General features: G+C 60.1%; 13 protein-coding genes. 6 read left to right on the top strand and 7 right to left on the bottom strand.

Going from position 1 to position 13,266, the window contains the following annotated elements; all coding sequences use genetic code 11:
- Positions 1-39 precede the first annotated feature (39 nt).
- Positions 40-1,965, bottom strand: coding sequence for a choice-of-anchor I family protein (locus tag HMPREF2943_RS09745; protein ID WP_083315671.1), 1,926 nt, complete (start codon positions 1,963-1,965; stop codon positions 40-42).
- Positions 1,966-2,143: 178 nt separating this feature from the next.
- Here HMPREF2943_RS09745 and ilvA point away from each other — a divergent pair, with 178 nt between their 5' ends.
- Genes ilvA through HMPREF2943_RS09725 form a run of 4 tightly spaced genes read left to right on the top strand, consistent with a single transcriptional unit; the run spans position 2,144 to position 4,740 of the window.
- A complete protein-coding gene (gene ilvA, locus HMPREF2943_RS09740; protein WP_070711453.1) occupies positions 2,144-3,427 on the top strand; it encodes a threonine ammonia-lyase IlvA in 1,284 nt (427 codons plus the stop codon).
- A complete protein-coding gene (locus tag HMPREF2943_RS09735; protein WP_070711452.1) occupies positions 3,427-4,065 on the top strand; it encodes a YigZ family protein in 639 nt (212 codons plus the stop codon). The genes ilvA and HMPREF2943_RS09735 overlap by 1 nt, the downstream gene beginning before the upstream one ends.
- Positions 4,066-4,110: 45 nt before the next feature.
- The gene (locus tag HMPREF2943_RS09730; protein ID WP_070711451.1) at positions 4,111-4,347 is read left to right on the top strand and encodes a hypothetical protein; all 237 of its coding nucleotides are present in this window, start codon (positions 4,111-4,113) and stop codon (positions 4,345-4,347) included.
- 6 nt (positions 4,348-4,353) lie between these two features.
- Positions 4,354-4,740, top strand: a complete 387-nt coding sequence (locus HMPREF2943_RS09725) for an RNA-binding S4 domain-containing protein (RefSeq protein ID WP_010190494.1) — start codon at positions 4,354-4,356, stop codon at positions 4,738-4,740.
- Here HMPREF2943_RS09725 and HMPREF2943_RS09720 read toward each other — a convergent pair.
- The 5 genes from HMPREF2943_RS09720 to HMPREF2943_RS09700 all read right to left on the bottom strand — a co-directional run bounded on the left by HMPREF2943_RS09720 (position 4,737) and on the right by HMPREF2943_RS09700 (position 10,823).
- Positions 4,737-5,741 carry a GTP pyrophosphokinase gene (locus HMPREF2943_RS09720; protein ID WP_070711450.1) on the bottom strand — a complete coding sequence of 335 codons (1,005 nt, stop codon included), beginning with the start codon at positions 5,739-5,741 and terminating at the stop codon, positions 4,737-4,739. The two genes, HMPREF2943_RS09725 and HMPREF2943_RS09720, sit on opposite strands and share 4 nt — an antisense overlap.
- Before the next feature lie 51 nt (positions 5,742-5,792).
- On the bottom strand, positions 5,793-6,428 hold the full coding sequence (locus HMPREF2943_RS09715) for a hypothetical protein (RefSeq protein WP_246815729.1): 636 nt from the start codon (positions 6,426-6,428) through the stop codon (positions 5,793-5,795).
- A 124-nt stretch (positions 6,429-6,552) separates the two neighbouring features.
- Complete coding sequence (locus tag HMPREF2943_RS09710) at positions 6,553-7,938, bottom strand: 3'-5' exonuclease (protein ID WP_070711449.1); 1,386 nt, start codon at positions 7,936-7,938, stop codon at positions 6,553-6,555.
- Positions 7,939-7,995: 57 nt separating this feature from the next.
- Entirely contained in the window at positions 7,996-10,221 is a 2,226-nt protein-coding gene (glgX, locus tag HMPREF2943_RS09705) for a glycogen debranching protein GlgX (protein WP_070711448.1), read from the bottom strand.
- A gap of 14 nt (positions 10,222-10,235) precedes the next feature.
- Positions 10,236-10,823, bottom strand: a complete 588-nt coding sequence (locus HMPREF2943_RS09700; RefSeq protein ID WP_070711447.1) for a TetR family transcriptional regulator — start codon at positions 10,821-10,823, stop codon at positions 10,236-10,238.
- Positions 10,824-10,999: 176 nt separating this feature from the next.
- Between HMPREF2943_RS09700 and HMPREF2943_RS09695 the strand changes: the two genes are divergently transcribed.
- Both HMPREF2943_RS09695 and HMPREF2943_RS09690 read left to right on the top strand, forming a co-directional pair.
- Entirely contained in the window at positions 11,000-11,746 is a 747-nt protein-coding gene (locus HMPREF2943_RS09695; RefSeq protein WP_070643759.1) for a hypothetical protein, read from the top strand.
- A gap of 8 nt (positions 11,747-11,754) precedes the next feature.
- Entirely contained in the window at positions 11,755-12,339 is a 585-nt protein-coding gene (locus HMPREF2943_RS09690; RefSeq protein ID WP_246817304.1) for a hypothetical protein, read from the top strand.
- Here the strand turns inward: HMPREF2943_RS09690 and HMPREF2943_RS09685 are convergent.
- Positions 12,298-13,221, bottom strand: coding sequence for a YbjN domain-containing protein (locus HMPREF2943_RS09685; RefSeq protein ID WP_070711446.1), 924 nt, complete (start codon positions 13,219-13,221; stop codon positions 12,298-12,300). The two genes, HMPREF2943_RS09690 and HMPREF2943_RS09685, sit on opposite strands and share 42 nt — an antisense overlap.
- Positions 13,222-13,266: the final 45 nt, after the last annotated feature.

Genomic DNA, 13,266 nt, shown 5'->3' with positions numbered 1-13,266 from the left:
ACTTCAATGTAGCAGCCTTCCCCTTAGTGAAGATAGGTTTTATAGGAACTTCTCCAGCTGCTCGCGCAGCGGTGCTGGAGCAAAGCTGAGAACTGTTTCGCGGACACCCGGGGCGTTCAGCAGGCCTACCGCGGCAGCGACAGCGGCGATGACTCCGATGAGAGACCCGACGGCGATGGTCGCGGTGGAGGAGTGGGAACTCTGGCTGCTCTTGTCTTCGTTATCGTGGTCGTCGGCATCGTCTTGGTTGTCCTCGTCGGCATTGAGCAGGTCCTCAACGTTGTAGACGGTGGTGGTTCCGGAAACCTCGTTGCCTACGATGAGCAGGTGCTCACCGTTAGGGGAGTCTGCCTTGTCGACGAAGGCAAAGCCCTCCGGGCCCAAGTCGCCGGCAGCAGCGAACTCATCAGTGGAGAAGTCGCGGTTGTTGACATAGGTGACGAAGGAAGCGGTGGCGGGGTCGGTGACGTCGTAGACGAAAATGCCGCCAACGCGCTCGGCGCCAATGAAGGCATAAGTGCGCTCCCCAACGGTGCCGATGGTCAGGGCCTCTGGTTCTGGGCCCTTGTTATCAGAGCGATCGTCGAACTCTGCCTCTTCGTTATCGGCGTTGTGGTGGAAGATACCCGGCTCGTTGAGCTCAGCGGTGATCTTTTCGAACTCGGCGCCGGAATCGAAGACAACGTTGCCCTCTGAGTCGTAGATGCTGAAGGAACGAGAACCGTAGGCATAAAGCTCATCGAAACAGCCCTTTTCTTCGTTCCAGCCGGAGGCGTTGCTCAGCTTCAGGTTGCCAGCGTGCTTTTTGCCGGCGAGTTCCTCCACGTTGACGTCGCCCAGCGCGCCCTCACATACCTTGCCATCCTCAACCAGATCCTTGAGTTCCACTTCATCGGTGTAGACGCCGGAGCCACCGTCCTTTTCCTTCACACCCCACTCGCGGGCATCGCCTTCGTTCGCAGTGGCAAAGTAGGTCTGGCCACCAGCGGTGAAGGCGCCGATGGAATCTGGCATGGACAGGCCCTTGACCGGGAGCGTGCGCAGCTCGGCCGCGTCATCCTTGTTCGAGGGGTCCAGCGGGACCTGCGAGTGATCCGCGATGTGGGCGGGCAGGATCTTCTCCACCGTGGCGGATTCAATATCGATGACGCCGATGGCGTTGGCCTCCTGCAGCGACACGAAAGCCTTGCCGTCCTGGGAGGTGATGTACTCCGGCTCAAAGTCGATGGACGGCTTAGAATCATGGCCGGAGGGGCCGAAGACTCGCACGCCCTCTGGCAGAGGCTGGTCGTCGAAAGCCGTGAATCCAGCGATGCGGGCATCCGCCTGCGTTGGCGCCTCAACAGCCTCCGGAAGCTTGATAACGGAGACGGATCCTTCCGGGTCCGTCACGTAGTCGGTGCCCTCGGCGTTGAGCTCATTGGATGGTTCGCCTTCGTTGGCCAGCAGTGCGTAGCCGCCATCTGCGGTGAGGTGGACGTTATCCGGCAATGCACCCACCATCACGCGGCCCACTTCGGCGGTATCCAGGTCCGCGGCCGCGGCGTTGAAGAACAGTGCTTCGCCGTCCTCAGTCTTGTCCGCCTGTTGGACGGCGGCCACAGCCAGGCCGTCGGGGCGCACCGCTACGGAGTTGATTTCCTTGCCTTCACCAGCAGAAATAGAGCCGATCAAGGTGGGGTTGGCTGGGGCAGAAGCGTCGAGAACATCAATCTGACCCGCGTGCGCATTGACCGTAAGGATGCGCTTGGAGTCCGGGTGGAAGGCCACGATCTCCGCAGCCGACTCCGCGTATACCCCGGACTCATAGGTGCCAACCGGGGTGAGCTTGAGACTGGCGTCTGCCGCCGAGTGTTCGATGACGTTGTTCACAATCGCGGCCGAGGAGGCCGGTGCAGCCACGCTGAGGCTGGTTGCGGTCGCCACGCAGAGCGCGAGAGAGCGGCGGGAGATAGAGCGAGACATTGAGAAAGACTCCTTGAAGCGAGACGAAAAAGATTCCGCATCACCGTACGTGCCGCCCATGACACTTTCGGGGAACAGAGCGTTGCGGCCAAGCGAGATCTAGGTAAACGTTCAGTGAATCGGTCGAATGCTAGGTAATGTGCGACGAAAGAATGGTGGGGCGCTAAAATGAGCCACCATGACAAGCACCCCGCAAGACTTCGAGCCAATCCACGCCTCTGATATTCAACTGGCCCAATCGCGAATTAGCTCGGAGATTGCCCCGACTCCGCTGCAATACTGCCCGCGACTGTCCCAGGAAACCGGCTATGAGGTGTACTTAAAGCGCGAGGACCTGCAAGACGTGCGCTCCTACAAGATCCGCGGGGCTATCTACGGCATGTCCAACCTCAGCGAAGAGCAGCGGACGCACGGCATCGTCACGGCGTCGGCGGGAAACCACGCCCAAGGAGTGGCTTATGCCTGCCGCACCATGGGAATCCACGGTAAAATCTACGTGCCGGAACCGACCCCGAAACAAAAACGCGACCGCATTTTGGTTCACGGCGGCGACCTCGTGGAACTCGTTGTCACCGGCGCCAATTTCGATGAGGCAGCAGCTGCTGCGCACACGGATGCAGCGGAGCGCGGCGCCTTCTTCATCGAGCCTTTCGATTCGCGCGATACCGTCACCGGCCAGGGAACTGTGGCTGCGGAAATCGTCTCCCAGCTGTCTTCGATCGGTAAATCCCTCGATACCGTGGTGGTCCCCGTGGGCGGTGGCGGCCTGATCTCCGGCATCACCTCCTACCTCGCTGACATGGCCCCGCGCACGGCGGTGGTGGGCATTGAGCCGGCCGGGGCGGCGTCGCTCAGCGCAGCGTTCGCTGCTGGTGAGCCGGTGACCCTGGAGACCGTTGATCCCTTCGTCGACGGTGCCGCCGTCAAGCGCATTGGTGAGCTGCCCTTCCAGATCTTGGAAGCCAACCAGGGCCGCCTGCACCATGACACCGTCTCCGAAGGCGCCGTGTGCACGGAACAGTTGGCGCTGTACCAAAACGAGGGCATTATCGCCGAACCCGCCGGCGCGCTGAGCGTGACTGGCCTGCGCACGCTCGCCCTGCAGCCAGGTTCAACGGTAGTGTGCGTGATTTCCGGTGGTAACAATGACGTGCTGCGCTATGCCGAAATCATGGAGCGCTCTTTGGTACACCGCGGACTCAAGCACTACTTCCTGGTGAATTTTCCGCAGGAGCCCGGCCAGTTGCGCCACTTCCTGCAGGACGTTCTTGGTCCAGAGGATGACATCACGCTGTTCGAGTACCTCAAGCGCAATAACCGTGAGACCGGTGCCGCGCTGGTAGGTATCGAGCTGGGGAGTGCCGCAGGTATCGACGGACTGCTGGAGCGCATGGAGGCGTCGAAGCTTAATTGCCAGCAACTAAAGCCAGGTACCCCCGAGTACGATTTTCTCGTCGCATAATGCTGGAGAGCTATCAGCGTCCCGTCGCCGGTGAGATTGTCGAGCACGAGATTGAGATCAAACGTTCGCGGTTTATCACCCTTATCGGCCGCGCCACGACGGAAGAGGAAGCACGCGCGCTTATCGACGCCGCCCGCGACCGCTTCCCCGACGCCCGCCACCACTGCTCGGCCTATATCTACCACGTGGACGGCTCGAATCCAGTGGAGCGCTCCTCCGATGATGGCGAGCCCTCCGGCACGGCGGGCAAGCCCATGCTCGATGTTTTGAAGGGCTCCGGGCTGCTCGATATCTGTGCGGTCGTTGTGCGCTACTTCGGCGGTATCAAGCTGGGCGCGGGCGGGCTCGTTCACGCCTATGGCGGTGCCGTTAGCGAGACGATGGAGCAGGTTGAGCCCGTCACGCGTGCCCTGCGCGAGCTTTATACCGTCGAGGTTTCCCACGCGGAGGCCGGTCGCTTAGAGGCAGAGTTGCGCAACCGCGGCGTGGACATGGTGGATACCGCCTATGGACAAGCGGTGACGTTCACCGTGTCTGTGGAACCCAGCGGTGAGGAGGAGCTCGCGGCGACGCTCGCCGCGCTGACGCAGGGTGGAGTAGAGCCGAAGGAAGCTGGAACTGCCTGGGTGGAGCTTTAAGTCCGCGAGAAGGCCGCGAGTTTTTGGCCATGTAGAATGAGCTTCATGACTATGCAGCGACGCCCCAACAACCCCATTGAGCAACGTAAGCAAGCCGTGCGCACCCACGCACGCAACGGCGCTATCTGCGTCGTGGGCGGCGTTGCCGGCGGAATTCTGTTGGGCTGGGCACTGACTGGTTTCTGGGTTTGGATGGCGATTGGCCTCGTTGTCGCCGTGGTGGGTGGCGCGTACAACTGGGTCAAAATCCAGAAGATCGTGAACGAGAACCACAACCTATAAAAGCCCATGGTGAATCAGCCCGACGGGCGGCCCGTACGCATTGATGCTTGGGTCTGGTCCGTGCGCATGTTCAAGACCCGCTCGGAGGCCGCCACGGCGGTGCGCGCCGGGCACGTCAAACTCAACGGCAACGCCACTAAGCCCGCGCAGCAGGTCGTTCCTGGCGACCGCGTGCGCGTGTGGCGCAACCACCACGAGCATGACCTTGAGGTGCTCGCCACCGTGTCCAAGCGCGTCGGCGCCCCGATTGCGCGCACCTGCTACATCGACCACGCCCCGCCGCCACCGCCGAAGGAATTTATGCCCTCCGTCCCGGTCCGCCCGCGCGGTGCTGGCCGCCCGACGAAGAAGGAGCGCCGGCAGATGGAGAAATTCCGCGGTGGATTCCGCTAATTATTTCGGAAGTTCTTTAAGGCCTTCAGCCGAGCATTCAAGCGGCGCTTGCGGTCTTTGCGGTCACCGGCCTCGGCCGTGGCTTCGATGTGCTGGGCACCGAATTTGTTGAGCAACAAGTCGTCGATAAGCCTGACCTGGCCCGGGCGGAAGCGGTAGCGCATGGCATCGTGTACGTGGGCGATGGCGTCATCGTCGAGCAGCTGCTTGAGCTGGCTCAAGCGTGTGATGCCGTTGTTGTCGAGCAACTCGGCAAGGAAGCGATAATGCTCCGAGCGTGAACGAGGGAAGCGGCTGCCCAGAATAATGGCGAGGACACCAGGGAGGGTCTCGGCTGTAATTTCCACGTCATCGCCTGCCTCAGAACTGGGGGCTTTGAGTGCGGCGATTTCATCGAATTGCTGGTCCGCCAGCTCAATCAGGCCCGCAGCCAGTGTGAAGAGGCGATCCACCTGCGGGGAAGGCGGGTTCGGGCCCTGCTTGTACCGGATATCGTGCTCAAATTCCGCCCAAGCGTGTTGTAGCACGGTGCGGATTTGAATCTCGAAGGTCCAGCCGATATAAGGCTCAAGTTCCTCCAGCGTGGCGGCGCTGTCCTCGGACACCGTCAGCACCAAATGGTGCGAGCCATAACCAAAACCACCAGAAATCCGCGTTTCCGCCGCCTTGTCCACCGAGCGCAGCACGGTAAAGGTTTCTCCCAAAACCTCCAGTGCTTCCGGGATAACCGTGGAGTGGAAGACGGTAATTCGCACCCCCAAAACATCGTGGATATCTTCCCACGGCTTCGGGTACATCAGCTCGCCGTTGTCGCGGCGCTTCTTCGCTTTCGCCTTGAGAGAAGGCCACAGCTTCACGCGGGTCGCTACGCGGTCAAAGATAATGCCGGCGTCGTTAAGCAAGTCCTCGATGGCATCGCGGAAATCCTGCGCCGCGGTAGGATGCGCGTGTACCCAGGAATGGTACTGGCTGCTCAGGCGGGACATGGATGATTCAGCCATCTTAAGAACGTGACTCCTTTCGGCCACGGCGGAGGAAGTATGGAGGTGTGTCTACACCTCCAGTGGAAAGCCGTTAGCTAATACTAGTGGTTGCAAGCTCAGCGGTGGTCGATGGCGCGGGCGCAATTCGGCCGCGCGGTAGGCCAGTTCCGTGGCGCGCTGCGGGGAAATGTTGAGCAGTGCGTAGAGAGTGTGCGCATCAGGCACGAGGTAGGTAATACTCCGAGCCTGGCTAAGCCGCTGCAGATGATTGTCTAGGATAACGAAGGCCTGCGGGTGAGCCAACCACGACGAGACAGCGCAGCGATGCACCCGCACCTCTAGGCCCTTTTCCGTTCTACCCAGTCCGAGTTCGGCAGGCCGGGTAAAGAAGCGCAGCCCCTGCTGCGTCAGTGCGCGGCGTTGCAGATTCAGCGCGGCAGCATCCCAAGCTTGGCGCACGGTCAACCCCATATCGTCCACAGCGCGCTGGCTCACGCGCTTGGCTTCGGCGCCTGTGCCGTGGACCAAGGACATCGATAGCGTCCGCGATAGCTGGAGGCTAGCAGGTGAATCACCGAAGCCATCATCACAGAGCTTGATTCCGTTGAGCTCCTCGCTCGGGCAGAGCGAGGGGAGCAGGTGGTCGATGCGGAGGGAGGTGGGCAGCGCGATGGTCATGGTGGATTTACTCCGAAAGGTAGGCAAGTGCAGATTCCTTGCCCTTATTGGACTGGGGTTTATGCCCACAGGTTCCCACTAGTTCGTAGAAAACCCACCACGCGCTAGAGCCTTGATGTTCTAGCGCCTCCGTGCTCAAGAGCTACGCAGGTTAGAACGGCGGAGCCTCATCAAGCTGCAGCTCCTCTAACAGCTTGTCCGTCTGCCAGATCGCGATGTCCTGGCCTTTGCCTTGCAGCTCCTCAGCGCGTTTTTCTTTAGAGGTCTTGGTAGCCCACTGGCCCACAACCAGGACGGTGGTCTTCTTCGTGACATTCTTGCCCACCTGGCCGCCGCGTTCAGCAATCTTGGACCACAAAAGGCCCTTGTCGAAAGGCTCGAAGTCACCGGTGAGAGTGACATTCTGAGCAAATAGCGCGCCTTCCGGATCCGCATCAGGATTGGGATCCGGGATGGTGTCCGGAGTGGATACGGATTGCCACGGGGCTGCACCACGGCGCTCCTTAGCGGCGGAGCCCTTCTTCTTCGAGCCCGAGGCTGTACCCGCCATGCGCGTCTTGTCGCGGAAATCCGTACCAGCGCCCAAGTCGGCAGCGGAGAGGGGAGCGGTGTTGGCGCGCAGGACCGGGATGACGGAGTCCTCGCTCAACGTGCCCAGCGCAAAATCACGGGTGGTGAACAAGTCTTCAATGCTTCCGGAGTGACCAAAGCGCTGCGCTAGGGCACTGACAATCTCGCCCGCCGCGCGGGCGTCGGCTGTGGCCTCGTGATGGCGGAAATCCTCGGCACCGAGGTAGGAGGCAACGGTGGGAAGTTTATGGTTGGCCACGTCGATGACGCCTGCACGGGAGGCGTCGCGGGCCAGTGCCAGGGAACACGCTAAGCGAAGTTCTGGCACCGGCGCGTCGGCCTTCTTGAGGCCACTGCGCAGGGCCGTGGAATCGAATTGCGCGTTGTGGGCTACTAGCGTGTCTGTGCCGAGGAACTCGAAGAGCTCGGCGGCGGCATCAGCGAAAGGTAAAGTATCAGCGACGTCCTCCGCTGTGATGCCATGGATGCTGATGTTGACCTCGTCGAAGTGCTCGAGCCCCGGTGGGGGAGTGCACAGCCACGTGCGGGACTCGGTCTCTTCGCCATCGCGGAAGCGGACCGCACCGATCTGGCAGACCGAGCCCCAGTTATCGTTGGCGGTTTCCACATCGACGGCGGTGAAGTTGAGCCCCTGCACACCACTGCTGGCAGCCGGTGCTTCGCCGCGCAGCGCTGCCTCAACCGCGCGGGCAAATGCGGCCGCGTCTTGGCCGGGGGCGAAGCGGATGATCGTGTCCCCAACGGTCCCTGCAGAATCGCTCGTGCCGCGCACTATGACCTGCCCAAACCCTGTCTCCGTTGGTTTCGTGCACTCCACGCCCGTGGCATCAGCTAAGGAGAGAGCCTCGCGGGCTGGGGCGCCAAGGGAAGCGGCTAGCTGGGAGCGTTGGACGGTGAGTGCATCGGTGGTGACATCAATGACAGCACCGTGGGCGGTATAGGACACGGTTTCCTTTCAAGGACGGGGTTAATGGTGGACAGCAGACGGTGGAGTGCAGTCTAGCTATCGGCTTTCTTCTGCCGTGGCAGCGGATTGCGCAGAGTCATCGCTGTCGTCGAAAACTGGGGGCTCAGTCTGGCGCAGGATCAGCGTTGTGCGCGGCTGTACCACGATGGAACCTTCGGCTGCGATGAGCTTCTCCTCGTCCGGATAGCCACCGGAATCAGAGGTGTCGACGATGAGCCTCCAACTAGCACCCAGGTCCTTCTTGGGCAGCGTGAACTCGATGTCTTCGTGGTGAGCGTTGAAAATCATGATGAAGGAATCATCCGTAATGCGTTCACCGCGGGCAGTGGTTTCCGTAATCGCGTTACCGTTGAGATAGACCATGAGGGCCTTGCCGAACTCAAAATCCCAGTCCTGCGGGGTCATGAGTTTGCCGGAGGGCACGAGCCAGGCAATATCGCGATCTTTCACCTCAGAGCCAAAGGGGCCACCAGCCAAGAAACGCTGGCGGCGGAACACCGGGTGGTTCTTGCGGATGTTGATCAGGCGCTTGGTAAAGCCGTGCATGGCGACGTTCTTTTCCTGCTCCAACATCGACCAATCGATCCAGGAAATCTCGTTGTCCTGGCAATACACGTTGTTATTGCCGTCTTGGGTGCGGCCCAGCTCATCACCATGGCACAGCATCGGGGTGCCCTGGGATAGCAGGAGGGTAGTGAGGAAATTGCGGACCTGGCGGCGTCGGAGCTTTTTAATCTCTTCGTCGTCAGTCGGCCCTTCCACGCCATGGTTCCACGAGCGGTTGTGGGACTCACCGTCGCGATTGTCTTCACCGTTCTCGGAATTGTGCTTTTCGTTATAGGACACCAAATCACGAAGCGTAAAGCCATCGTGCGCGGTGATGAAGTTGATAGACGCGGTGGGGCGGCGGCCGTTGTTGGCATAGAGATCGGAGGAACCAGTCAGGCGTGAGGCAAACTCACCCATTGTCGCCGGCTCCCCGCGCCAGAAATCACGGACGGTATCGCGGTACTTGCCGTTCCATTCGCTCCAGATGGGCGGGAAGTTGCCAACTTGGTAGCCGTTATGGCCCACGTCCCAGGGCTCGGCGATGAGCTTGACCTTGGAGACCACCGGGTCCTGCTGGACCAAATCGAAGAAAGTGGCGAGCTTATCCACATCATCGAGTTCGCGCGCCAGAGTGGACGCGAGGTCGAACCGGAAGCCATCCACGCGCATCTCCGTCACCCAGTAACGCAGCGAATCCATAATCAGCTGGAGGGAGTGCGGGTGACGGACATTCAGGGAGTTACCGGTACCGGTGTAGTCCATGTAGTGCTCGGGGTTGTCATCAACCAAGCGGTAGTAGGCGTGGTTATCAATGCCGCGGAAGGCGATGGTGGGGCCCATGTGGTTGCCTTCGGCGGTGTGGTTGTAGACCACATCGAGGATGATCTCGATTCCGGCCTCATGGAAGGCACGAACCATGGCCTTGAACTCAGCGACCACCTCGCCAGGCTTCTTGGCGTAGGCATAGTCAGCATGCGGGGCGAAGAACCCGAAGGTGTTATAACCCCAGTAGTTGCGCAGGCCCAGCTGGCGCAGGCGATCATCCTGTAAGAACTGGTGAACCGGCAGCAGCTCGACGGCCGTCACTCCCAAGTCCTTGAAGTAGTTAATGATCGCTGGGTGTGCCATACCGGCGTAGGTACCGCGCAGCTCCTCCGGCACATCCGGGTGCGTCATAGTCATGCCCTTGACGTGGGCTTCGTAGATAATTGTTTCGTTATCCGGGGTGTGCGGGCGGTTGTCGCCGTGCCACTCGAAGAACGGGTTGATGACCACGGAGAGCATGGTGTGGCCCAAGGAGTCATCCTGGTTGCGGCCGCTGCCGGGTTCCTCTGCGAAGATATCGTAGGAGTACAGCGAGGGATCCCCGTCAAAGTCGCCGTCGAAGGCGCGAGCATAAGGATCGACAAGAAGTTTTGAGGGATCGCAGCGCAGACCATTTTCTGGCTCATAAGGGCCGTGGATGCGGTATCCATAGCGCTGCCCGGGGCTGACGTTCGGGAGGTAGGCGTGCCAGACGTGTGCGGTGATCTCAGTTAATTCGATGCGTTCTTCGTTACCGTCCTGGTCAATGAGGCAGAGCTCAACCTTCTCGGCGATTTCGGAAAAGATAGCAAAATTAGTACCGGCTCCATCATAGGTGGAGCCGAGCGGGGAGGGGGAACCAGGCCACACCTGGCGAGATGGCGTTAGGTCAGCACGGGTCTCAGTCATGAGGCTTAGCTTAGTCAATTCTGATGCATGTGATCGCTTCGCAGTGATCTTAAGCCGGCGACCATCAGCTCCGCTGCGCGCACCGAGGTGGCGTCCACCGGCGTGGTCTCGGAAGCTGTAGACGCTGTGCTTGGCGACGTCCCGCCTGGAGTTGCCCCACTGAGCTGTTCGCGGGATTGCTCCATGAAAGTAGCGCCCAGCGTGTAGTGGATCAGAGTGCGGGCGGCGACGGCTCTATCCTCCGGCGAGGCATCGGGTGCCTCCTTCTGCAGTGCCTTGGTGAATAGCTTTTCCACGTCAGCGCTCGCTGAGGACTCAGGGAAGGATGCTCCGGCGATGGCCACTTCAGCTCCATCGCGCCAGCGTTGCAGCTCATTGTGCAGCGAGCTGACCAGCTCCGCCGTGCTTTCCCCGGTGACGGGAGCGAGTATTTCTGCGGTCATGGCGGCGATCAGTGATTGTTTGTTGGCCACGTGCCAGTACAGCGCGCCGGGTGCGACTCCGAGGTTGGTGGCGACTCGGCGCATAGTGACATCAGCAAGGCCGTATTGGGTCAAAAGCTCAAGGGCGGTGGAAACGATAGCGTCGCGAGAAAGGTGCACACGACCAACTCTACGCGGCAAGAGAATACCCTCGTGAGGCTCACAGGAAGCTTCAAGGTGTAGAATATGAATTCTTCAAACAGCGCTTGTTAAGGTTATGTGAGTTGCCCAAGAGCAAACACTGCGTCCCGCGTGGTTTAACCTATCGCTCTCTATGTACATTTAGGAGTTTTCCCTTGTCTTTTCTGACACCTGCCAAGAAGTCCCTCATTGCTGTTGCACTCGTTGCGCCGCTTTCCTTGGCTGCTTGTGGTTCCGATGATGAGAATGCAGGTGACACTGCGTCCTCTGCGGCAAAGACCACCACGACTACGAAGTCTAAGGAAAAGACGTCTGAGAAGAAGACGGAAGAGAAGACTTCTGAGGAGAAGAAGGAGGGGGAGGACAAGAAGGACGGCGAAGAGAATAAGGACGAAGCTGCCAAGCCGGAGGGGGAGAACCCCGAGGCTGCTAACCAGACTCTGGCCAACCCCTTCGAAGAAGGCGCTGATCCTTTCCAGAACATGCCCAAGGTCGAACCGGTTCAGGGTGAAGCTGCCAGCCAGGAGGATATCGACGGTATTAACACCCTAGTACGCGGTATGTATGAGCAGCAGACCATGCGTTCCTTTGTGAAGTACCTCCCGGAGCACACCTGCGCGGCTATCCGCAACGATCCGAACTCCGGCCTCGATCAGGTTGATTACAACCAGGTTCCGGATGTTCCGATGAACCAGCTCAAGGACATGATGGCGGCAGCGGGCCAGGATACCTCCCAGATGGATGGCTTTGACTGGTCCAAGACCGGTGTTGAGTCCATCAACGATGTTGTGGTTAACGGTGACGATGCTTCCGCGACTGTGAACGTTAACACCAGCCAGGGCATGGATAGCTCCACCATGCGCTTCAAGCGTGAGAACGGTAACTGGACCTTCTGCGGCTAGAGAGTATCGTGCCTGGACTGCGTGCTCCTAGCCTTCGCATACCCCGCGCCATTGGATTCGGCGCGGGGTTGCTCGCGTTAGCACTCCTTGGATTCTCTGCAGCCGGCGCCGCGTGGGGACTGTGGCGTCCAGCTCTCAAGGGGCACCGGGTTGATGATGGCGGCTACGCCTTGAGCAACGTTGCCGACGTGCAATTTGATTCCTATATCACCTTCGTACTGATCACCGGAGTTCTTAGCGCGGCCCTGGGGGCTACTGCCTACGTGCGAGGTGAGCGCTACCGTGGCGTCGGCGTACTGCTGTGGGTGGCTCTGGCTGCTCTGGCTGGCGCGGCATCGTTTTATGTCTTCGGTGGAGCCACCGCCACTTATATTCCCGAGAATCCCGGAGAGTATGTAGAGTTTGTGCCGAAATTCTCGCCGGGTAGTGCCTGGCTGGTAGGGCCGTTTATGGCCATGTTTGCCTACTGGTCCGCGCTATTCATCGATTCGCCTTGCGATGCTGTGAGCGAGAGGGTTTCGGAAGAAAATGAGGCGCCGGTCGACGGCGCGCTAGGGCCACGCGACGGGGGAGGAGCCCACCGCATCGCGTGAGATGTCATCGATGCCGTGGAGAACGTGCTTGATGCCGCGGCCGAGGGCGGTGATCAATTGGGCGTCGGAAAGCCCGGCGCCCGTCATAACCGCGTAATCGATGCGTACCTGCAACCCATCAATGTTTGAGTGGCAGAAGGCGGAGGCTGAGTGATTGGTCCGGTTCCAGTCATTGCAAATGAGGAAGATTTTGGAGAACTCGCTGCCCGGCAGGTTGGGATCCCAATGGCCTTTGATGATGAGGCTGGGGCCGGAATCGATGGCGAAAGCAAAGAGGACATCATTGATCCAGGCATAGATGGCCTCGTCAGCATCCGCCTGGAAGCGTGTAATTCCGAGGGCTGGCAAGAGTTCCCCAAGCCGAGCGGTGTCGACGTCGGCGACGGGGCCGTCGAGTTCTGTTTCTTCTTCCGGAGCCGTTGGGCGGGGAAGCGTGAGAACGGGGAAGTGATCGGCCAATTCTTCGAGGCAGGCCGCAGCGTTGTGGAGTGCTGGCAGAACCGAAGCGGAAAGCTGGGACGTTGTAGGTTTCTGGTGAACCACGAGGAAGGAATGCCCCCACACCTTTACCTCGGTAGGTGCCGAATAGTTGAGGATGAGGTGTGGCGAGAGGCAGTCATGGTTCCAGTCATTGACGAATTCACTGAGAGCAGGAATGTCGCCGAAACCTAGAACGCCGTGATGGGTGGTGTAGAAACGCAGGATTGGTTCGCCCTCGGTGTCCATGAAAGCGCGGGTTTCCCCAAGCGGTGGGTGAGGGAAGAGGAGCTCGTGTGCGGTGACCCGAATGCAATCGAAGCTTTCGCGGTTTGCGAGGTTTTCGACACGGGCAAGCAGGTCGGAAGGAGGCTGGCTGTCCAGGCCATCGGCGCCGTTGCTCATCTCGCCGCCTCCCTTCACCGATTCGGGCTCCCGGAATGTGTTACT

Source organism: Corynebacterium sp. HMSC072D12, from assembly GCF_001813925.1.
In the GTDB taxonomy this organism is placed as follows: Bacteria; Actinomycetota; Actinomycetes; order Mycobacteriales; family Mycobacteriaceae; genus Corynebacterium; species Corynebacterium aurimucosum.
The sequence above is the reverse complement of the archived record's forward strand: the minus strand, read 5'-3'. Positions and strand labels throughout refer to the sequence as shown.